The organism is Nocardia terrae, assembly GCF_009760405.1.
Taxonomy (GTDB): domain Bacteria; phylum Actinomycetota; class Actinomycetes; order Mycobacteriales; family Mycobacteriaceae; genus Nocardia; species Nocardia terrae.
In genome coordinates, this window is sequence record NZ_WRPP01000002.1 from 1,135,024 (window position 1) to 1,153,031 (window position 18,008).

At 68.5% G+C, this 18,008-nt stretch carries 19 protein-coding genes and 1 pseudogene; 13 read left to right on the forward strand and 7 right to left on the reverse strand.

Going from position 1 to position 18,008, the window contains the following annotated elements:
- Positions 1-494 precede the first annotated feature (494 nt).
- From GPX89_RS15315 to narI, 5 genes are all read left to right on the forward strand, one after another.
- Complete coding sequence (locus GPX89_RS15315; RefSeq protein ID WP_157388050.1) at positions 495-1,061, forward strand: HdeD family acid-resistance protein; 567 nt, start codon at positions 495-497, stop codon at positions 1,059-1,061.
- 113 nt (positions 1,062-1,174) lie between these two features.
- A complete protein-coding gene (locus tag GPX89_RS15320; RefSeq protein ID WP_157388051.1) occupies positions 1,175-4,864 on the forward strand; it encodes a nitrate reductase subunit alpha in 3,690 nt (1,229 codons plus the stop codon).
- The gene (narH, locus tag GPX89_RS15325; RefSeq protein ID WP_157388052.1) at positions 4,861-6,411 is read left to right on the forward strand and encodes a nitrate reductase subunit beta; all 1,551 of its coding nucleotides are present in this window, start codon (positions 4,861-4,863) and stop codon (positions 6,409-6,411) included. Before GPX89_RS15320 ends, narH begins: the two co-directional genes overlap by 4 nt.
- On the forward strand, positions 6,408-7,067 hold the full coding sequence (narJ, locus tag GPX89_RS15330; protein ID WP_157388053.1) for a nitrate reductase molybdenum cofactor assembly chaperone: 660 nt from the start codon (positions 6,408-6,410) through the stop codon (positions 7,065-7,067). Before narH ends, narJ begins: the two co-directional genes overlap by 4 nt.
- Positions 7,064-7,807, forward strand: a complete 744-nt coding sequence (gene narI / locus GPX89_RS15335) for a respiratory nitrate reductase subunit gamma (protein WP_157388054.1) — start codon at positions 7,064-7,066, stop codon at positions 7,805-7,807. The genes narJ and narI overlap by 4 nt, the downstream gene beginning before the upstream one ends.
- A gap of 179 nt (positions 7,808-7,986) precedes the next feature.
- On the opposite strand, the gene GPX89_RS15340 is transcribed toward narI, so the two are convergent.
- Positions 7,987-8,739: an alpha/beta fold hydrolase gene (locus GPX89_RS15340; protein ID WP_157388055.1), complete on the reverse strand. Its 753-nt coding sequence runs from the start codon at positions 8,737-8,739 to the stop codon at positions 7,987-7,989.
- 81 nt (positions 8,740-8,820) lie between these two features.
- Between GPX89_RS15340 and GPX89_RS15345 the strand changes: the two genes are divergently transcribed.
- Genes GPX89_RS15345 through GPX89_RS15360 form a run of 4 tightly spaced genes read left to right on the forward strand, consistent with a single transcriptional unit; the run spans position 8,821 to position 11,154 of the window.
- Positions 8,821-9,693: an NAD(P)-dependent oxidoreductase gene (locus GPX89_RS15345; protein WP_328601851.1), complete on the forward strand. Its 873-nt coding sequence runs from the start codon at positions 8,821-8,823 to the stop codon at positions 9,691-9,693.
- 41 nt (positions 9,694-9,734) lie between these two features.
- Positions 9,735-9,947: a hypothetical protein gene (locus GPX89_RS15350; protein ID WP_157388057.1), complete on the forward strand. Its 213-nt coding sequence runs from the start codon at positions 9,735-9,737 to the stop codon at positions 9,945-9,947.
- Positions 9,948-9,988: 41 nt separating this feature from the next.
- A complete protein-coding gene (locus GPX89_RS15355) occupies positions 9,989-10,207 on the forward strand; it encodes a hypothetical protein (protein WP_157388058.1) in 219 nt (72 codons plus the stop codon).
- A gap of 8 nt (positions 10,208-10,215) precedes the next feature.
- A complete protein-coding gene (locus GPX89_RS15360) occupies positions 10,216-11,154 on the forward strand; it encodes a hypothetical protein (RefSeq protein WP_157388059.1) in 939 nt (312 codons plus the stop codon).
- Here GPX89_RS15360 and GPX89_RS15365 read toward each other — a convergent pair.
- Positions 11,126-11,851: a TetR/AcrR family transcriptional regulator C-terminal domain-containing protein gene (locus tag GPX89_RS15365; RefSeq protein ID WP_157388060.1), complete on the reverse strand. Its 726-nt coding sequence runs from the start codon at positions 11,849-11,851 to the stop codon at positions 11,126-11,128. The genes GPX89_RS15360 and GPX89_RS15365 overlap by 29 nt on opposite strands.
- Before the next feature lie 69 nt (positions 11,852-11,920).
- Between GPX89_RS15365 and GPX89_RS15370 the strand changes: the two genes are divergently transcribed.
- Both GPX89_RS15370 and GPX89_RS15375 read left to right on the forward strand, forming a co-directional pair.
- Positions 11,921-13,522, forward strand: coding sequence for an FAD-dependent monooxygenase (locus tag GPX89_RS15370; RefSeq protein WP_157388061.1), 1,602 nt, complete (start codon positions 11,921-11,923; stop codon positions 13,520-13,522).
- Between the two features lie 91 nt (positions 13,523-13,613).
- The gene (locus tag GPX89_RS15375; RefSeq protein WP_157388062.1) at positions 13,614-14,819 is read left to right on the forward strand and encodes a DUF418 domain-containing protein; all 1,206 of its coding nucleotides are present in this window, start codon (positions 13,614-13,616) and stop codon (positions 14,817-14,819) included.
- Here GPX89_RS15375 and GPX89_RS15380 read toward each other — a convergent pair.
- From GPX89_RS15380 to GPX89_RS15390, 3 genes are all read right to left on the reverse strand, one after another.
- Entirely contained in the window at positions 14,804-15,163 is a 360-nt protein-coding gene (locus tag GPX89_RS15380; protein ID WP_157388063.1) for a VOC family protein, read from the reverse strand. The genes GPX89_RS15375 and GPX89_RS15380 overlap by 16 nt on opposite strands.
- A 9-nt stretch (positions 15,164-15,172) precedes the next feature.
- The gene (locus tag GPX89_RS15385; RefSeq protein WP_157388064.1) at positions 15,173-16,027 is read right to left on the reverse strand and encodes an alpha/beta fold hydrolase; all 855 of its coding nucleotides are present in this window, start codon (positions 16,025-16,027) and stop codon (positions 15,173-15,175) included.
- Positions 16,028-16,125: 98 nt separating this feature from the next.
- A complete protein-coding gene (locus tag GPX89_RS15390) occupies positions 16,126-16,527 on the reverse strand; it encodes a GlcG/HbpS family heme-binding protein (RefSeq protein ID WP_157388065.1) in 402 nt (133 codons plus the stop codon).
- A gap of 130 nt (positions 16,528-16,657) precedes the next feature.
- Between GPX89_RS15390 and GPX89_RS15395 the strand changes: the two genes are divergently transcribed.
- A complete protein-coding gene (locus GPX89_RS15395; RefSeq protein WP_157388066.1) occupies positions 16,658-17,110 on the forward strand; it encodes a hypothetical protein in 453 nt (150 codons plus the stop codon).
- A gap of 81 nt (positions 17,111-17,191) precedes the next feature.
- Here GPX89_RS15395 and GPX89_RS15400 read toward each other — a convergent pair whose 3' ends face one another.
- Positions 17,192-17,497, reverse strand: a complete 306-nt coding sequence (locus tag GPX89_RS15400) for a hypothetical protein (protein ID WP_157388067.1) — start codon at positions 17,495-17,497, stop codon at positions 17,192-17,194.
- Between the two features lie 73 nt (positions 17,498-17,570).
- Here GPX89_RS15400 and GPX89_RS15405 point away from each other — a divergent pair.
- Positions 17,571-17,708: pseudogene (locus GPX89_RS15405) on the forward strand (transcriptional regulator); the annotation flags it as partial.
- Between the two features lie 6 nt (positions 17,709-17,714).
- Here GPX89_RS15405 and GPX89_RS44165 read toward each other — a convergent pair.
- Positions 17,715-18,008 (reverse strand): hypothetical protein (locus GPX89_RS44165; protein WP_207710595.1); only part of this gene is annotated, 294 nt, incomplete at its 5' end.

The window sequence follows — 18,008 nt, forward strand, 5'->3', positions numbered from 1 at the left end:
ACCGGGCTCCGGCAGCCGAGCATGTCGCGTGACTACCGGATTCCTCCAGGCTCAGCGGTGTTCGAGGTCCTGTCCGATCGCGTTGACCGCGTCAGCTTCTGGCCCTGGGCGTTCTGACCGTCTCCCTACTGCTACTGCACTTCGACAACGTGTCAGGCAGCGCCGCCCAGCCCTGCATCGCCTGCGGCCACCGCGGTCCGGCGCTGGGCGTCGTGGACCGCCATCGGGACGGTCCGGTACTGGTATCTGGTTGCGGCCGAGTCGAATACGCCATTCCCGCCGCCCGCGAGCTGCCGTCCCTGCTCGACGGGCAGCGAGGCCGGGGCTGGTGTCCGGCGGCGGCTCGGTGTCGAGCCTCGCCGGCCCGCGCCCTCTCGGGACCAGGGTGATCCGCCGAAGCCTGAGCCTGAGCAAGCGCTCGGCGACGCGCCGCGTGGGCCGGGGGAACGGCCAAACGTCCAGTTACCTGGGCGAATCGGTCATATCATGGATTCATGCCCGCGCATCGGATCGAGGGGCGGACCGAGGTTTTCCCCGACTGGGCTTGGCAGTCGCTGGTCGTGACCGGCGGCTGCTCTGCGATGTTGGGTGTGGTCCTGGCGGTCTGGCCGGACAAATCGGTGACGGTGGCCGGGATTCTGTTCGGCCTGGTGCTGGTGGCCTCGGCGGCCATGCAGTTGGTCGTGGCCTTCGGCGCGCGTATCCGCACCGCCCTCAAGGTCCTCGAGGTGGCGAGCGCGATCATCGCGCTGGGGCTGGCGGCCTGGTCGTTCAGCAGCGGTGAGTCGGTGGCGTTGCTGTCCATCTGGATCGGCATGGGGTGGACGGTGCGTGGGATCGTGCTGGCCATCGTGGCGGTGTGGTCGGAGCAGTTCCAGGGCGCGGGACGGCTCGAGCTGGTCGGGCTGGCGACCATGGCCGCGGGCCTGGTCGTCGTGGTGGTCCCGTTCGAATCCATGACGACCCTCTCGATCGCGGTGGGTTTGCTGACCATTGCCCTCGGTGTCTCGGAGATTCTGCTCGGCGCGCGCCTCGAGCGCGAAGCCGTCGAGCGCGTTTGACAAATCACACCCGCGAAAAGCGGATTGCTCTCACATAGCTCACAGCCTCGAATCCGGTCAATTGCCCAGTAGGTTCGGAGTGTTCGGGCGCGACACGGTGAGAGGTGACGGTGATGGGGCGAAACAACGGCGGTGCGGTGGACGGGGAGCTCACCGAGGCGCTCATCCGTTCCAGACGCTTCTTCACCCGCGCCGAGATCTCGCCGGACCTGCGCAGCGAATTCCGGCGCGGCGGAAGACAAGCCGACGATTTCTACCGCGACCGCTGGTCCCACGACAAGGTGGTGCGCTCGACCCACGGGGTCAACTGCACCGGCTCGTGTTCGTGGAAGGTGTTCGTCAAGGACGGCATCATCACCTGGGAGACCCAGGCCACCGACTATCCCAGCACCGGGCCCGATCGTCCCGAGTACGAGCCGCGCGGCTGCCCGCGTGGCGCCTCGTTCTCCTGGTACACCTACTCGCCGACCCGGGTGCGCTACCCGTACGTGCGCGGCGTGCTGCTGGAGATGTACCGGGAAGCCAAGGCGCGCACCGGAGATCCGGTGCTGGCATGGGAGTCGATCGTCGGTGATCCGGAGCAGGCGCGCGCCTACAAGAGCGCGCGCGGCCGCGGCGGTCTGGTGCGGGCGAGCTGGGACGAGGCCGTGGAGATCATCGCCGCGGCGCACGTGCACACCGTGAAAGCCTTCGGCCCGGACCGAATTGCCGGATTCTCGCCGATTCCGGCGATGTCCATGGCCTCCTTCGCCGCCGGGTCCCGCTTCATGTCCCTGGTCGGCGGCGCGATGCTGTCGTTCTACGACTTCTACGCCGATCTGCCGGTGGCCTCGCCGCAGGTCTTCGGCGACCAGACCGACGTCCCCGAATCCGGAGACTGGTGGGACGCGGGCTATCTCATCATGTGGGGCGCGAACGTCCCGGTCACCCGCACGCCCGACGCGCACTGGATGGCCGAGGCGCGTTATCGCGGCCAGAAGGTCGTCTCCATCGCGCCCGACTACGCCGACAACGTGAAGTTCGCCGATGAATGGGTGTCCCCGCACCCGGGCACCGACGGCGCGCTGGGCATGGCCATGGGCCACGTCATCCTGCGCGAGTTCTTCGTCGACCGGCAGGTGCCCTACTTCCAGGACTACGTGCGCCGCTACACCGACCTCCCGTTCCTGGTGCGATTGGAACAGTCGGAGAACGGATTCCGGCCGGGCAAGTTCCTCACCGCCGCGGACCTGCCCGAGCACCGGGGCGAGGCGAACGCGGCGTTCAAGACCGTGCTGCTGGACCGCAGCGGAAACCCGGTGGTGCCCAACGGTTCTCTGGGCTTCCGCTACGGCGAGGAGGGCGCGGGCAAGTGGAATCTGGAACTCGGTGACATCGACCCGCTGCTGTCGGTGCACGGCGGCGACGCGGTGACGGTCACCCTGCCGCGCTTCGACACCGCCGACGGGGCACCGGCGGATCTGCTGCGCGGCGTCCCGACCCGGATGGTCGGCGGCCATAGGGTCACCACCGTCTTCGATCTGCTGCTGGCCCGCTACGGCGTGGACCGGCCCGGGCTGCCCGGCCAGTGGCCCACCGGATACGACGACGCCACCCACCCCGGCACACCCGCCTGGCAGCAGACCGTCACCGGCGTTCCGGCCGAGCAGGCCGCCCGCATCGCCCGCGAATTCGCCGCCAACGCAGAGGAATCGCGCGGGCGCTCGATGATCCTGCTCGGCGCGGGCACCAACCACTGGTTCCACTCCGACACCATCTACCGCACCTTCCTGACCCTGACCACGCTCACCGGCTGTCAGGGTGTGAACGGCGGCGGCTGGGCGCATTACGTCGGCCAGGAGAAGCTGCGCCCGCAGACCGGGTGGGCGCAGGTGGCCAACGCGCTGGACTGGACGCGCCCGCCGCGGCAGATGATCCAGACCGCCTACTGGTACCTGCACACCGACCAGTTCCGCTACGACCCGTTCAATGCCGACCAGCTCACCACCGGCCACGGCCGCGGGCACATCACCGGCAAGACCACCGCGGACCTGCTCGCCCAGACCGCGCGCATGGGCTGGATGCCCTCGTTCCCGACCTTCGACCGCAATCCGCTCGATATCGTCGACGAGGCCGAGGCGGCGGGTGTTGCGGTGGCGGATCATGTTGTCGCGCAGCTGAAGTCCGGTGAGCTCGGCTTCGCCTGCCAGGATCCCGACAATCCGGCGAACTTCCCGCGGCTGCTGACCATCTGGCGTTCGAACCTGCTCGGTTCCTCGGCCAAGGGCAACGAGTACTTCCTCGAACATCTGCTGGGCGCGGACAATTCGCTGCGCGCCGAGGAGGCTGCGCCCGAGAACCGGCCCACCGACATCATCTGGCGGGAGCAGGCGCCGACCGGGAAGCTGGATCTGCTCACCACGCTGGACTTCCGCATGACCAGCACGACCCTCTACTCCGATGTGGTGCTGCCCGCCGCGACCTGGTACGAGAAGCACGACCTGTCCTCCACGGACATGCACCCCTATGTGCATTCCTTCAGCCCGGCCATCGCGCCGCCGTGGCAGACCCGCACCGACTGGGATGCGTTCATGACCATCGGTTCCGCGTTCAGCACGCTCGCGCAGCGGCATCTGGGCGTGCGCAAGGATCTGGTCGCCACCCCGCTGCAACACGACACCCCCGATCAGATGGCGAATCCGCACGGCGTGGTGCGGGACTGGAAAGCCGGTGAGTGCGAACCGATCCCGGGCGTCACGATGCCGCGGCTCACGGTCGTGGAGCGCGACTATCCGGCCGTGTTCGCCAGGATGCGCGCCCTGGGCCCGCTGCTGGAGCAGCTGGGCGCGACCACCAAGGCCATCACCTACCGGGTCGAGCGTGAGGTGGAGTACCTGGCCCGCAAGAACGGTGTCGTGCGGGGCGGACCGGCCGACGGGCGGCCCTCGCTCGCGCGCGATATCGACGCCTGCGAGGCGATCCTGGCGATGTCGGGAACGACCAACGGCCACTTGGCGACCCAGGGTTTCGAGACCCTCGAGCAGCGCACCGGCACCAAGCTGGCGGATCTGGCGGCCGAGCACGAGGGCAAGCAGATCACCTTCGCCGACACCCAGGTCGCGCCGGTGCCGGTCATCACCTCACCGGAGTGGTCGGGTTCGGAGACCGGCGGGCGCCGCTATTCGCCGTTCACGGTCAATGTCGAGCGGAACAAGCCCTGGCACACGCTGACCGGGCGCCAGCACTTCTTCCTCGACCACGATTGGATGGCCGAGGTCGGCGAGCAGCTGCCGGTGTACCGGCCGCCGCTGAACATGACGGCGCTGTTCGCCGAGCCGCCGCTGGGGCAGCAGGGCGAGGGCGGGCTGACGCTGCGCTATCTGACCCCGCATTCGAAGTGGTCCATCCACTCCAATTACCAGGACAACCTGCACATGCTCAGCCTGTCGCGGGGCGGGCAGACCATCTGGATGTCGAATCTGGACGCCGCGAAACTCGGTATCCGCGACAACGATTGGATCGAGGCCGTCAACCGCAATGGCGTGGTCGCCGCCCGCGCCATCGTCACCCACCGCATGCCCGAGGGCACGGTGTACATGAACCACGCCCAGGACCGGCTGATCGATGTCCCGCTCGCGGAGACCTCGGGCAAGCGCGGCGGCATCCACAACTCGCTGACCCGTCTGCTCATCAAGCCGACCCATCTCATCGGCGGGTACGCCCAATTGACGTTCGCCTTCAACTATCTCGGCCCGACGGGCAACCAGCGCGACGAGGTGACGGTCATCCGCCGTCGCGCCGATCAGGAGGTCTCCTACCGATGAAACCCATGGCGCAGGTCGCGATGGTGATGAACCTCGACAAGTGCATCGGCTGCCACACCTGCTCGGTGACCTGCAAGCAGACCTGGACCAATCGGTCCGGGCTCGAGTACGCGTGGTTCAACAATGTGGAAACCCGTCCGGGGCAGGGTTATCCGCGCACTTACGAGGATCAGGACCGCTGGCGTGGCGGCTGGAAGCTGGACGGCAAGGGGCGGTTGCGGCTGCGCGCGGGCGGGCGGCTGCGCAAGCTGTTCACGCTGTTCGACAATCCGCTGCTGCCCAAGCTGAAGGACTATTACGAGCCCTGGACCTACGACTACGAGACGCTGACCACCGCGCCGTTGCAGCAGCAGACGCCGGTGGCCCGGCCCAAGTCCTTGCTCACCGGTAAAGACACGAAGATCACGTGGTCGGCCAACTGGGACGACAACCTCGGCGGCGCACCCGAACTGGCCACCGAGGATCCCATCGCCCGCAAGCTCGGCGACAAGGTGAAGTTCGAGTTCGAGCGCACCTTCATGTTCTATCTGCCGCGCATCTGCGAGCACTGCCTGAACCCGGCGTGTGCCGCGTCGTGCCCGTCGGGTGCGATCTACAAGCGCGCCGAGGACGGCATCGTGCTCGTCGACCAGGATCGCTGCCGTGGCTGGCGCATGTGCGTGTCGGGCTGCCCGTACAAGAAGGTGTTCTTCAACCACAAGACCGGCAAGGCCGAGAAGTGCACGTTCTGCTTCCCGCGCATCGAGGTCGGGCTGCCGACGGTGTGCGCGGAGACCTGCGTCGGGCGGCTGCGCTACATCGGCGTCATGCTCTACGACGCCGACGCCGTGTCACAGGTGGCGTCCACGCCCGATGAGCGGGATCTGTATGCCGCGCAACGCGATGCGTTCCTGGACCCGTTCGATCCGGAGGTCATCGCCGCCTGTGAGCGTGAGGGCATGCCGCGCGACTGGATCCAGGCGGCCCAGAATTCGCCGGTCTACGCGCTGATCCGCACGTACAAGGTGGCGTTGCCGCTGCACCCGGAATACCGCACGGTGCCGATGGTTTGGTACATCCCGCCGCTGTCGCCGGTCGTGGACGCCCTGCGCGACACCGGCCACGACGCCGAGGACCACGGCAATCTGTTCGCCGCCCTCGAGGCGCTGCGCATCCCCGTCGAGTACCTGGCCGAACTGTTCACCGCCGGGGACACCGACACCGTGAACCAGGTGCTGCGGCGGCTGGCCGCCATGCGCAGCTACATGCGCGATGTGAACCTGGGCCGCGACACGCGTCCAGAGATCGCCACGCGGGTCGGTATGACCGAGGACGGGATCTACGGGATGTACCGGCTGCTGGCTGTCGCCAAATACGCCGAGCGCTACGTGATTCCGTCCGCCCACGCCGAGCAGGCGCACCGGCTCGAGGATCTGGCCACCGAGTGCAGCCTCGACTCCGACGGCGGACCCGGCATGAGCGGGTGGGGGCCGCTCGGTGCGGAGGCCGGACGGCCCGAGCCGGTCACCATCGGCATGCCCGGACTGCCGGGGAGCACGCGCGCATGAGGCGCAAGACCACGCACCCGATCCTCGGAGAGTCCGACCGGTCCACCGCCTGGCAGGTGCAGTCGCTGCTGCTGGGATATCCCGATGAGGCACTGCTCGAGACGCTGCCCGTGCTGGCGCGCGCCGTGTCCACCCTGCCCGAGGCGGTCGGTGCACCGTTGCATTCGGTGCTGTCGTATCTGGAGAACACCCCGCCGATCGCCGCGGCGACCGACTACGTCGAGACCTTCGACCACCGAAAACGCTTCAGCCCGTACCTGACCTGGTTCGTGCACGGCGACACCCGCAAACGCGGCGTCGCGCTGCTGAAGCTCAAACAGGTCTATCGCGCGGCCGGGCTGGAGCTCGGCGACGACGAATTGTCCGATCATCTGGCGGTCGTGCTCGAATTCGCTTCGGCGCATCCGGTTCCCGGCCAGCAGTTGCTCGAGGACCATCGCGCGGGCATCGAGGTCCTGCGCCTGGCCCTGCGGGAGGCGGACTCGCCGTGGACCGGTGTCCTGGACTCGGTCTCGGCGACCCTGACCACCCTGCACGGCGATGCGCGCGAGGCCATCGCCACGCTGGTCGCCGCCGGACCCCCGGACGAGGGCGTCGGCCTCGAGCCCTTCGCTCCGCTCACCTACATGCCCAGCTTCCCGGAAGGCCGACGATGACACTGACCGCCCGAGACCACCTGCTGTGGGTCGCCGTCCCGTACGCGGCGTTCGCGATCTTCGTGGTCGGACTGATCTGGCGCTACCGCTACGACAAGTTCGGCTGGACCACCCGCTCCTCACAGATCTACGAGAACCGGCTGCTGCGACTGGGTTCGCCGCTTTTCCACTTCGGGATCATGCTGGTCATCGCCGGCCACGTGGTCGGTCTGGTGGTCCCGCAGTCCTGGACCGAATCGGCGGGCATCAGCGAATCCGTCTACCACGCCGCCTCATACAGCCTCGGCGCGGTCGCGGGCGTCGCCACCATCCTCGGCCTGGCCATCCTGGTCTACCGCCGCCGCACCGTCGGCCCGGTCCACTCCGCCACCACCCGCAACGACAAGATCATGTACGGCCTGCTGGGCCTGACCCTCGTCCTGGGCCTGGGCGCAACCCTGTACGGCAACCTGACCGGCCACCCCCACAACTACCGCGAGGACATCTCCCCGTGGTTCCGCTCCATCTTCTACCTCCAGCCCAAACCCGCCCTGATGGTCCACGCCCCCTTGGGTTTCCAACTCCACATCCTCTGCGCCTGCGCCCTGTTCGCCTTCTGGCCCTTCACCCGCCTGGTCCACGTCTTCTCCGCCCCCCTCGGCTACCTCACCCGCCCCCACCTGACCTACCGCACCCGCGACCTGACCAAGACCCCCGGCGAGTCCACCCCCAAGCGCGGCTGGGAACCAGTCGGCCGCTAGTGTCCTGCGCCGGGCGCTGACCACGACCGATACCCGTGCGGTATCGCCGCCCACTCAGCCGATCTTGGACGCGGCCTTCATCGCCCAGCCGCGCCGCACGGCGGACCTCATCGAGGCGGCGCTGAGCAAGCTCTGAGCAGTTGACCGGCGAACTCGAGGCGCAGGGCATCGGCGCGAAATCAGTTGTCGGCCTTGGGCCCATTCCGTGGAAGCCAGTCGGCGATGGTGTCGCAGACCCAGGGGGCGTCGTCGAGGGGGAGGTCGTGGCCGGCCTTGTCGTGGAGGTGCAGGGGTGCCGAGTAGCGGGCGGCCAGGCGTTCGGACATGTGGTAGGGGGCCAGGCGGTCGGCTTTAGAGGCGAGGATGAGGAGGGGGATGGGGATGTGGTGGGGGAGGCGGAAAGTGGCGGCGGCCAGGGCTTGAGCGAGGATGCTGGCGGGGAGGGGGCGGGCTTCGGATTGGTATCGGGCCCAGGTGTGGGCGAGGGTTTCGCGGTCCAGGATCGGGTTGTTGGCGGTGAGGGCCAGGACGGCGGATTCGTGTTCGAGGTCGGTGCGCAGGGTGCGGCCGGCGAAGACGGGCAGGACGCCCCAGTTGAAGCCGCGCAGGCGGAAGACGGCGGGGCCGCCGGTGTTGACGACTACGCAGCGGTGGAAGTCGTCGGGGTAGCGCGATGACCAGTTCAGGGCCATCATGCCGCCGAGGGAAATGCCGAGCAGGGACCACTTCTCGTCGCCGGGGTCGAAGCGGGAGCGGATGTCGTCGACGATTTCGGGGATCGAGCGTGGGGAAGGCCGGGTGTGCTGGGTGCCGAAACCGGGCGGGTCGATGGTGACCACTCGGGCGCCGAGGGCTTCGGCGAGCTGGTCGGGGAAATCGCCCCAATGTCGTTGATCGCGTGTCAATCCGCGCAGCAGCAGCCAATTCGTCATCGAAACCCCCAACCTTCGGCATCGGAGCCTAACGCGAATTCCGTTTCCCGGGCCAGATCCGGGGCCGGTAGGGTTCGGCGCGTGGCGAGGATTGCGTTTCTGGGGTTGGGTCGGATGGGTGCGGGCATGGCGGCGCGGACGGTCGGCGCCGGGCACGAGGTGCGGGTGTTCAATCGGTCGCCGGAGAAGGCGGCGGAATTGGTCACGGCGGGAGCGACACTGGCGGCGACGCCGCGCGAGGCCGCGCTGGGGGCCGAGGCCATTTTCGCGATGCTGGCCGATGACGAGGCGTCGCGGGCCGCGTGGCTCGGTGAGGACGGTGCGTTGGCGGGGGAGTATGCGGCCGGTGCGTTCGCGGTCGAGTTCTCGACCATTTCCCGGCCGTGGGTGCTGGAGCTGGCGAAAGACGCCGCGGCGCACGGTCTTCGGTATCTGGACTCGCCGGTGACGGGACTGCCGGACGCGGCGGCGGCCGGGCGGCTGACGTTGTTCGTCGGCGCGAGTGCCGCCGACCTCGAGGCGGCGCGGCCGCTGCTCGCGCCGCTGTGCACCGAGATCGTGCATTTCGGGGCGGTCGGCGCGGGTGCGAGCTACAAGCTGATGCAGAACCTGCTGGGCTCCGTTCAGATCGCCGCCACGGCCGAGGCGCTGCGCACCGCCGAGCTGGCCGGGCTGGACCTGGCCACGGTCGCCGACACCCTGTCGCGGGGCGGCGCGGCCAGCCCGACGGTGATCCGGATGTGCAAGGAGATGCTCGCCGGGGAGCACGAGCGCGATATCGCCTTCACGGCGGCGCTGCGGTTGAAGGACACCCGGATCGGTGTCGAACTGGCCGATGAGCTCGGCACCCCCGCCGCGCTGGGGCACGCTGCCCTGGACGTCTTCGAACGACTGGTGGCGGCCGGGCACGGCGAGCTGTCCGAGACCAAGGTCATCGACCTGCTACGCGAGTGATCGAAATGAACTCGGCACGGCCGCGCGACGTTTCATGAAGTGTGCGGTCCGCGCGTGCCGCACCGGTCCCGGCCGCGCTGGGTGCGCTGCTCGCGAGCGCGCTGCTGGCGGTCTCCTTCGCCATCGCGGGTGTCGCGACCGTCACCGCGACGACGGTCCCGGTCGCCGTGCAGTTCTCGGCGAGTGTCCAGGTGCTGTGGTGGATCGCGGCAGCCGTCGCGGTGCTCATCCGGACCCGTAGCGAGTGCGGCTGAAATTTCGATGCCGCCAATCGGATTCGGCTACGCTGGTCGGCGTGGGGGAAATCGATCGACTGGTGGAAGTCAGTCGGGTTCCGCGCTCGGATATCGAGGCGCTGGGCGAGCTCGACGACAGTCACTACACCGTCTTGCGCACGGCCTTCGAGGGCGCACGGGATCGGCGTGAGCAGGAATTGAACGCCGCCATCGAGAACGGACTCACCTGGGTGCCCAGGCTTTTGCGTCCGGTCATGCGCCGAATACTGTTTTCCTGAGAGTTTCGATGACAAGTCTTGCCGCCCGCGCCGAAGTGGTGAAGCTGGCTCGCGAATTGCATGTCGCGCCCGAGGATCTGGCCTTTCTGCTCGACAGTGACCCGACCGCGGTACGGCGGGTCCGACAGGGCATGTATCGCGCACTCGACGCACGCTATCGGCCGGTGTTCGAGGGGCTGGCGAAGGTCAGCGGCCTGATTCCGAACAGTCTCGCCATCGCCATCGCGACAAGGTTCTTCGGGCCCGTGCTGTGCGGCATGGTGGCCAGTTCGCTCAGCCCGGACCGCGCGGCGGCCCTGATCGGGCATGTGCCGCTCGACTTCCTCGCCGATGTGGCGCCGTATGTCGATCCGGAGGCGGCCACCCCGATCGTGCGGCGCTTCGACACCGAGGTGATGGTGCCGGTGCTGCGGGAGTTGCTGCGCCGCAAGGACCATGTGACCCTGGCCCGATTCCTGGTGGCGGCATCGGATGCACAATTGCTCGCGGTGCTGCCCGCGATCGAGTCCGGCGAGGACATGCTCATGGTGGCCTTCGATGCCGAACTCGACACCGTGTCGGACCGATTCGAGCTGGTGATGTCGCGATTGCCCGAGGACCGCATCCGCGAGGTCCTGCAGGTGGCCTTCGAGAAGGATCTGTTCGCCGAAGCACTGACTTTTCTGTCGCTGCTCAGCGACCAGACCCTGGCGCGGGTGGCCGAGGTCGCCGCGGGGATGGACACCGAGGTCTTCACGCACATGGTGTCGGCCACCGATCGTGAAAGCGCCTGGGCGGAGCTGGTTCCGATCGCGGCGGCCATGTCACCGCAGGGGCTGCGCGCACTGCTCGACCTCGAGGTCTGGACCCAGGAGAGCCGGAGCGCCCTCACCGCGGCGGCCGAGCGCGACGGTCGCTTCGACGAATTGGTGCGGCGTCTCACCGAGGCGAGCGCGCGGCCCGACTGACCCCTTCCAGGACACACGCCAGCCCGAACTCGAAACGCTCGGCGTCGGTGGGGTCCTCGGCCTCGTGGAGCCGGCGCGCCAGGGCGGGGTAGGCGCCGGTCGCCAGCGCGTCGCGCAGGTACGGCCCGACGCTGGCGCGCCACTGGTCCTCGCTCAGCCCGGTGCGCTGCTGGGCGCGCAGTTCGGCCACCTCCTGGGTCACCGTCCCGTGCACATACGCCGAGACGGTGTCGACGAGCTGCGCGGCCAGGCCGATGTCGGCGGTGAGTTGCAGCGCCGCGGCTATCCCGGCATCGAAGCGGCGCAGCGCATTCGGGCCCAGGGCGGGACGGCCGGTCAGCTCGGCGCCCAGCCACCGATGCCGCAGCAAGGTCTCGCGGCGCTGACGGGCCAGCGCCGCCAGGTCCGCGCGCCCGTCGCCGGTCAGCGGCGGCAACGCGATATCGCCCTGGGCCGCATCGATCATCAGATCCAGCAGCTCGTCGCGGTTGGCGACATACCGGTACATCGACGCGGTGCCCGAGGCCAGCTCGGTGGCGACCCGGCGCATGGAGACGGCCTCGAGTCCCTCGGCATCGGCGATCGCGAGCGCGGTCTCCACGATCCGCTCGACGCTCGGCGCGCGCCGAGCGGGGTCGCGGCGGGTCTTGCTCCACACCACCGGCTGGGCGTCCTCGGTCACATCGGCTCCTTCCATTGCGCCCAGCCTAGCACTGTGGTTACGGTGTAGCCGTAATGGCTACGGTGTATCCATAAGGGGATTGTGATGACGGAGACCAAGATTCCGGTGTTGATCGCGGGCGGCGGTTCGGTCGGGCTGGCGACCGCCCTGTTCCTGTCGGGCAAGGGCGTCCCGACGCTGGTCGTCGAGCAGCAGGACGATCCCTCGCCACATCCACGCGCGACGGGGCTGGGCCAGCGCACCGTGGAGATGCTGCGGGCCGAGGGTCTGCAGGAGGCGGTGAACGCGGTGAGCGTGGATCTGGCCGGCATGCGGGGCAAGGTGTCGGCGTCCACGCTCGCCGCCACCGAATTCGCGGCCCTGCCGGTTCCCCCGGCCCCGCACCGCGCGCCCGGCGGTCGCGGCGGCGAGGTGAGTCCGGGGGTGCTGCGCGGCACCTGCCCGCAGAACCTGCTCGACAGCGTGGTGCTGCCCGCGGCCCGCGAACGCGGTGCGGTGGTGCGGTATTCGACCCGCTTGGAATCGTTCACCCAGGACGGGTCCGGGGTGCGGGCGGTGCTCTCGGACGGGGACATCGTGCACGCGGACTATCTCATCGCCGCCGACGGTCTGCGCAGCGCGGTGCGCACCGCCCTGGGCATCGAGGTGAGCGGGCCGGGCCCGCTGGGAAAAACCAATATGAGCATGCTCTTTCGCGCCGACCTCACGGAATACCTGCAAGGGCGACGGTTCGTCAGCTGCAATATCGACAACCCCGCGGTGACCGGATTGCTGGTCACCGTCGACGGATCCAAGGAGTGGATCCTGCACGTCAACGGCGACGCCGGGATCGAGGCGTTCACCCGGACACGCTGCGTCGAGTTGATCCGCGCGGCCGTCGGCGACCCCGCGGTGGAGGTGGAGATCCTCAGCGTGCTGCCGTGGCGGCCACAGGCGTTCCTGGCCGATCGGTTCCGCGACGGGCGGGTGTTCCTGGTCGGTGATGCCGCGCACGCGGTGTCACCGTTGGGTGCGTTCGGGCTGAACACCGGCATCGCCGACGGGCACAATCTGGCCTGGAAAATCGCTGCGGTTCACCAGGGTTGGGCGGGTCCGGACCTGTTGGACACCTATGCGGTCGAACGCCGCGCGGTCGCGGCCATGACCCTCGACCAGGCGGTGAAGCGGTGGCCCGATCCGCGCCTGCACTGGGAAACCGGTCCCGAGATCGCCGCCGCACGCCGGGCCGCGGGCGTGCTCAACGCGCCGCTGGTGCATCTGGGCTACCGATACGACTCCGCCGCGGTGATCGATCCGCGGCCGGAACTGCCCGACACCGAGGATGTTTCGCTCGTGCTCGACGGCACCCCGGGCTCGCGACTGCCCCACCGCTGGCTGGCCGATCACGACCCTCGGGTCTCGACGTTGGACCTCGTGAACGGGTTCACGCTGCTGTCCGCCGACGACACCTGGGTGCGCGCGGGCCGCGAAGCCGGTGCGGCACTGTCGCTCGAGCTCACGGCCCATCGCCTACCCGCGACCGAAACCGAGTGGTTGCGCACCGTCGGCATCGATGCATCCGGTGCCGTTCTGGTACGCCCGGATCAGATCATCTGCTGGCGCAGCGCGGCCCTGCCCGGCGATCCGCGGAGGGTGGTGACCGAAGTGCTCGCTCGTGTGCTCGCGCGACAGCAGTCCAGGGGATGACCGGCGATCGCTGTCAATACCGCTGAGGTCGCATCGGAATCAGGGTTGGCGATGGATGTGCCGCCCACCTGCGCGGCCCTAGCGTGAGGGCATGTCCGAACAGGTCGATACGCAGGCGTCCGGTGTGGTCACAGGGCAGCGGGTCGGCGTGGTCGACAGTCTGCGCGGGTTCGCGCTCTTCGGGATCCTGGTCACCAACACCGTGGTGGCGACCATGCTGTGGTCGTCGCCGGCCTCGGGCAGCGATCCGCAGCCCATTTTCGACGGCACGGCCGATCGATTCGTCTACGCGGTGATCGACGGGTTGTTCCTCGGAAAGTTCTATCTGCTGTTCGCGTTCCTGTTCGGCTACTCGTTCACCCTGCAGATCGCGGCCGCGCAGCGGGCGGGCGCGGCACCGGTTCCGCGGCTGCTGCGGCGGTGCGCGGCGCTGTTCCTCATCGGAGCGGCCCACGTGCTGCTGCTGTGGCTCGGCGACATCCTCACGCTCTACGCCGGGCTGTGCCTGATCCTGGTGCTGTTGCGCGGGATCCGCCCGCGCACGGCGTTCCGCACCGGGCTCGTGCTGTACTTCGCGTTCGCCGCACTGGCTTTCGTGCCCGGCAGCGGCGGGATGTCGGGGCTGGGGGAGATCTTCGATCTGCATCGCATGCACGATGGCTACACCGGCAGTTTCGGTGACACGCTCACGGCGCAGCTGTCCTTCGGACCGAAGTTCATGCTGTTCACCTGGCTCGGTCAGGGCGTCCCGGCGCTGGGCACGTTCCTGGTCGGGCTGGCCGCGGGCAAGCGGCGCGTGTTCGAGGACGCCCAGTGGATCAGCCGCTGGTTACCGCGCGCACTGACCCTGGGATTCGGTGTGGGACTGCCGGTTTCCATTGTCACAGTGACGTTGTCGACGCCGCACGGCACCATGCCGTCGTTCTGGTACGGGGTGCAGGAACTGGCCAATCCGTTCCTGACGCTCGGCTATGCGGCGGGCATCGTGTGGTTGACCCGGTATCGGTGGGCGGGGCCGGTGTCGTGGCTCGCGCCGGCCGGGCGCATGGCGGCGTCGAACTACATCGGGCAATCGGTGGTGATGATGCTCCTCTACACCGGATACGGCCTGGCGCTGGCCGATCGGGTGCCGCCCGCCGGGGTGGCGCTCCTGGCGATCGCGACCTATCTGGCGCAGCTGCGGCTGAGCGCCTGGTGGCTGCGCCGGTATCGCTACGGTCCGATCGAATGGCTGCTGCGGGCCGCGACCTACCGGTCGGTGCCCGCGTGGCGGCTCACGCCTCAGGGCAGGTCGTAGGCGGTGGCGTGCCGGGGCTGGTACAGGCCGATCTCGCCGGCGCCGGGGACCCGCAGCCGGGTGAGCAGACCCCACCCGGCATTGGTGACCTCGGCGGTGAATTCCACGCCCTTCGCGCGCAATTCGTCCATGGTCGCGGCGAGGTCGTCGCACATCAGATACAGCTCGGCGCGACCGCTGTCGGCGGGACCGGACGGGTGCACGGCGAGCTCGGCGGGCGGGGATTTGAAGATGAGCCAGCCGTCGTTCGCATCGACATGGGCCAGCCCGAGGACGTCGCGGAAGAACGCCCGCGCGGCCTCGGGGTCGCTGGCGGTGAGGACGGTGTGCGCGCCGGTGATCATGCCCCGACGCTAACAGGACCGGGCGGTCTCGGCGCTCAGGTGAGCGGTCAGGACGTCGGCCAGTTGCGCGGCGAATTCGGCCGCCTCGGTGCGCATCCCATTGTGCGCTCCGGGAAACTCGGTCACCTCGATCCCGATCCGGCGAGCGATCTCCACGGCGGGCCGTGCGGGCAGGCGGTCGCCCGTCTCGCGCCCGACAGCGAGCGTGAGGCGATCGGCGAGCGCGGTCAACGCCGCGAAATCGGGTATGTGCGAGGTGAATTCACGCAGCTCGTACTCCATCATGAGCGGCCCGTTGACGGCCAGCCGTGCCCACATCGCGGCGGCGCGCGGCGACAACTCCTCCGGCATCGGCGAGGGCTTCATCGCACCGCCGATCCCGGCCAGGAAGCGCGCCCCGGCCGCGGCCGGGCCCTCGGTCTGCAGCAGTGCGTAGACCTCCTCGATCATGGCGCGCTGCTGCTCGGCATCGGCCAGCACCGCGAAGCACGGCGGTTCGTGCGCCACCAGACCGGCCACCCGCTCGGGATGGCGAGCCAGCAGATCCAATCCGACGATGCCACCCGAGCTTCCGCCGACCACCAGGGCGGGCTCATCGCCGAGATGACTCAGCAGCCGAAACGCGTCATCGCTCTGCACCTCCACCCGGTGGGTCCGCTGCGGGCCGTCGAGTTCACTGCGCGAATACCCGCGCGGATCCAGGCACGCCACCGTGAACCGATCCGCGAGCAACTCCGCGATCGGATCCACCGTCGCCGCGTCGCCCCCGCCACCCGGGATGACCAGCACCAGCGGTCCGCTCCCGCGCACCTCGTAGTAGAGCTTCGCGCCCGGTACGCGCAACGACCCCGAACGGATATCCATGACTCCTCTTCCCATGACCCGACTCGCTTCATCCTATGATCAGTAGGTTGCAACCTAAGATACATAGGTTGCTGTGGTGGGCCAACCCTCGACACCGGTCAGAGAGCGGCCGTACAGGCATCGGCGACCAGAACGTCCTGGTCGGCGGTGCCGCCGGAAACACCGACCGCACCGATCACCCGTCCGTCGGAATCGGTGATCGGCAGCCCACCCCCGAACGAGACCAGACCGCCATTGCTCCACTCGATCCCGTAGATGGGCCCGTCGGGCCGCGAGATCCGGCCGAGGGTGGCGGTCGGCAGATGAAAGAGGAGGGAGGTCTTGGCCTTTCGCTGGGCGAGGTCGATGCACCCGAGCAGAGCGTCGTGCGCACGGCTGAAATGCAGCAGATGTCCGGCCGCGTCCACGATCGCGATATTCATGGCGACCTCGATATCCTCGGCGACCCGGTGACCGGCATCGGCGAGGCGAGCTGCGATTTCCCTTGAAAGCGTTGTCATGGTCTTCAGCCTCGCGGCGTCGGCGATCGCCATCCAGGAGCAGTCGTGGCCGGGGACGTCGCCCCCACGAACAGCTTTCGGCGCGTAGTGTCGCAGGGCGGGTCGGGTCCGAGCTCCGAAGGGAGAACGAATGAGAATGCGCGCTTTCGCCGCAATGGCCTGCGCGGCCGCGGCACTTTCGCTGGTGGGCACCGGCACCGGCACCGCGACGGCGGACGCGGTGAACCCGGGCGACTACATGATCGGTGACACCGTCTACTTCAACGCCGGGCCTGCCCAGTGCTCGATCAAGTCGGACGGCACCACCGGTTGCGACATCGCCCCCGGAATCGCCAAGTGGCTCAACATCATCCCGGTGACCGACCTCGCGATCGACGTGCCCTTCCTGCCCGCCCACCCCACCTTCGGCGTGTTCGGCCACTACGGCCGCGCCGATGCCAACACCCTCCCGCAGGGCGACGGCTACGGCTCGACCATCACCTACGCGGGCGCGACCTGCAGCGGCGGCGGCCGCGGCGCAATCCAGTGCACCGCAAAGGGCCACAGCTTCAACTTCGGCTGGTCCGGCACCACCACCACCTGACGCCGCGATCCCTCGAGTGGCACGTTCTGAAGGCGATTTCCGACAAATCCCCTCCACAACGTGCCACTCGCCGTTTCCGGGTCAGGTGATTCGGAGGGTGATGTATCGCTGGCGGGCGAACAGTGAGTAATAGAGGGCGGTCAGGGGATTGGCCGCTGGTTCGCAATACAGTTGGCCGGTCTGGGCGGGGTCGAGGTCGAGGGTGACGGTCGGGGAGGTGGCCCAATCGATTGTGAGCTGAACCTCGTGACGACCGGCGTCCACCTCCGTGGTCACCGAATGCCCGGCGCCTACCTGACCTACTTCGGCACCGTCGACGAAGACGTGGTATTTCCGCAAGCGGTCGGTGTATCCACCTGGTCGCCTACTGATGGTGATCTGCGACATTGTCCCAGGGTAGGGCGTTCAGGGGGATGACGTCCCCAGGAACCGGGCGCGCGGTGGTGTCAGACTTGGGGTCGTGAGTGAGCTGGGCGAGTTCTTGAAGGCCAAGCGGGCGGCGGTGTCTCCCGAAGCGGTCGGATTGCCGGCGGTGGGCAATCCGCGGCGGGTGCCGGGGTTGCGGCGCGAGGAGGTGGCGTTGCTGGCCTCGATCAGCACCTAATTAGTTGATACTAGCTGACCTGCGAGAACGCAGCAAATGTGGAACGTCCCAACCCATCTCCGTGCCGCGCTGGCTGCCCCGTTCGGTCATCGCGGTCAGCGGCAATGTCGTGCGTTCGGTCGAGTGCATGTTGGCCGATGCAGCGGGAGGCATCGAGTAGCGCCGGTGGGTCTGTCCAGATAACGGTGTAACTCGGGTTGATTGAGTCATTTCCGTGCGGCGGTGAGTCGGCCGTCGAAGGTGATGTCGAAGGCGTTCAACGCCGATTTCCAGCGGGTGATCCACCGTTTCTGG

Bases quoted from the DNA above. Each gene is read 5' to 3' on its own strand.
- GPX89_RS15395 (WP_157388066.1), top strand. From the start codon at position 16,658: ATGAGAATGCGCGCTTTCGCCGCAATGGCCTGCGCGGCCGCGGCACTT.
- narJ (WP_157388053.1), top strand. From the start codon at position 6,408: ATGAGGCGCAAGACCACGCACCCGATCCTCGGAGAGTCCGACCGGTCC.
- GPX89_RS15340 (WP_157388055.1), bottom strand. From the start codon at position 8,739: ATGACGAATTGGCTGCTGCTGCGCGGATTGACACGCGATCAACGACAT.
- GPX89_RS15320 (WP_157388051.1), top strand. From the start codon at position 1,175: ATGGGGCGAAACAACGGCGGTGCGGTGGACGGGGAGCTCACCGAGGCG.
- GPX89_RS15315 (WP_157388050.1), top strand. From the start codon at position 495: ATGCCCGCGCATCGGATCGAGGGGCGGACCGAGGTTTTCCCCGACTGG.
- narI (WP_157388054.1), top strand. From the start codon at position 7,064: ATGACACTGACCGCCCGAGACCACCTGCTGTGGGTCGCCGTCCCGTAC.
- GPX89_RS15400 (WP_157388067.1), bottom strand. From the start codon at position 17,497: ATGTCGCAGATCACCATCAGTAGGCGACCAGGTGGATACACCGACCGC.
- GPX89_RS15360 (WP_157388059.1), top strand. From the start codon at position 10,216: ATGACAAGTCTTGCCGCCCGCGCCGAAGTGGTGAAGCTGGCTCGCGAA.
- narH (WP_157388052.1), top strand. From the start codon at position 4,861: ATGAAACCCATGGCGCAGGTCGCGATGGTGATGAACCTCGACAAGTGC.
- GPX89_RS15380 (WP_157388063.1), bottom strand. From the start codon at position 15,163: ATGATCACCGGCGCGCACACCGTCCTCACCGCCAGCGACCCCGAGGCC.
- GPX89_RS15365 (WP_157388060.1), bottom strand. From the start codon at position 11,851: ATGGAAGGAGCCGATGTGACCGAGGACGCCCAGCCGGTGGTGTGGAGC.
- GPX89_RS15370 (WP_157388061.1), top strand. From the start codon at position 11,921: ATGACGGAGACCAAGATTCCGGTGTTGATCGCGGGCGGCGGTTCGGTC.
- GPX89_RS15390 (WP_157388065.1), bottom strand. From the start codon at position 16,527: ATGACAACGCTTTCAAGGGAAATCGCAGCTCGCCTCGCCGATGCCGGT.
- GPX89_RS15375 (WP_157388062.1), top strand. From the start codon at position 13,614: ATGTCCGAACAGGTCGATACGCAGGCGTCCGGTGTGGTCACAGGGCAG.
- GPX89_RS15385 (WP_157388064.1), bottom strand. From the start codon at position 16,027: ATGGATATCCGTTCGGGGTCGTTGCGCGTACCGGGCGCGAAGCTCTAC.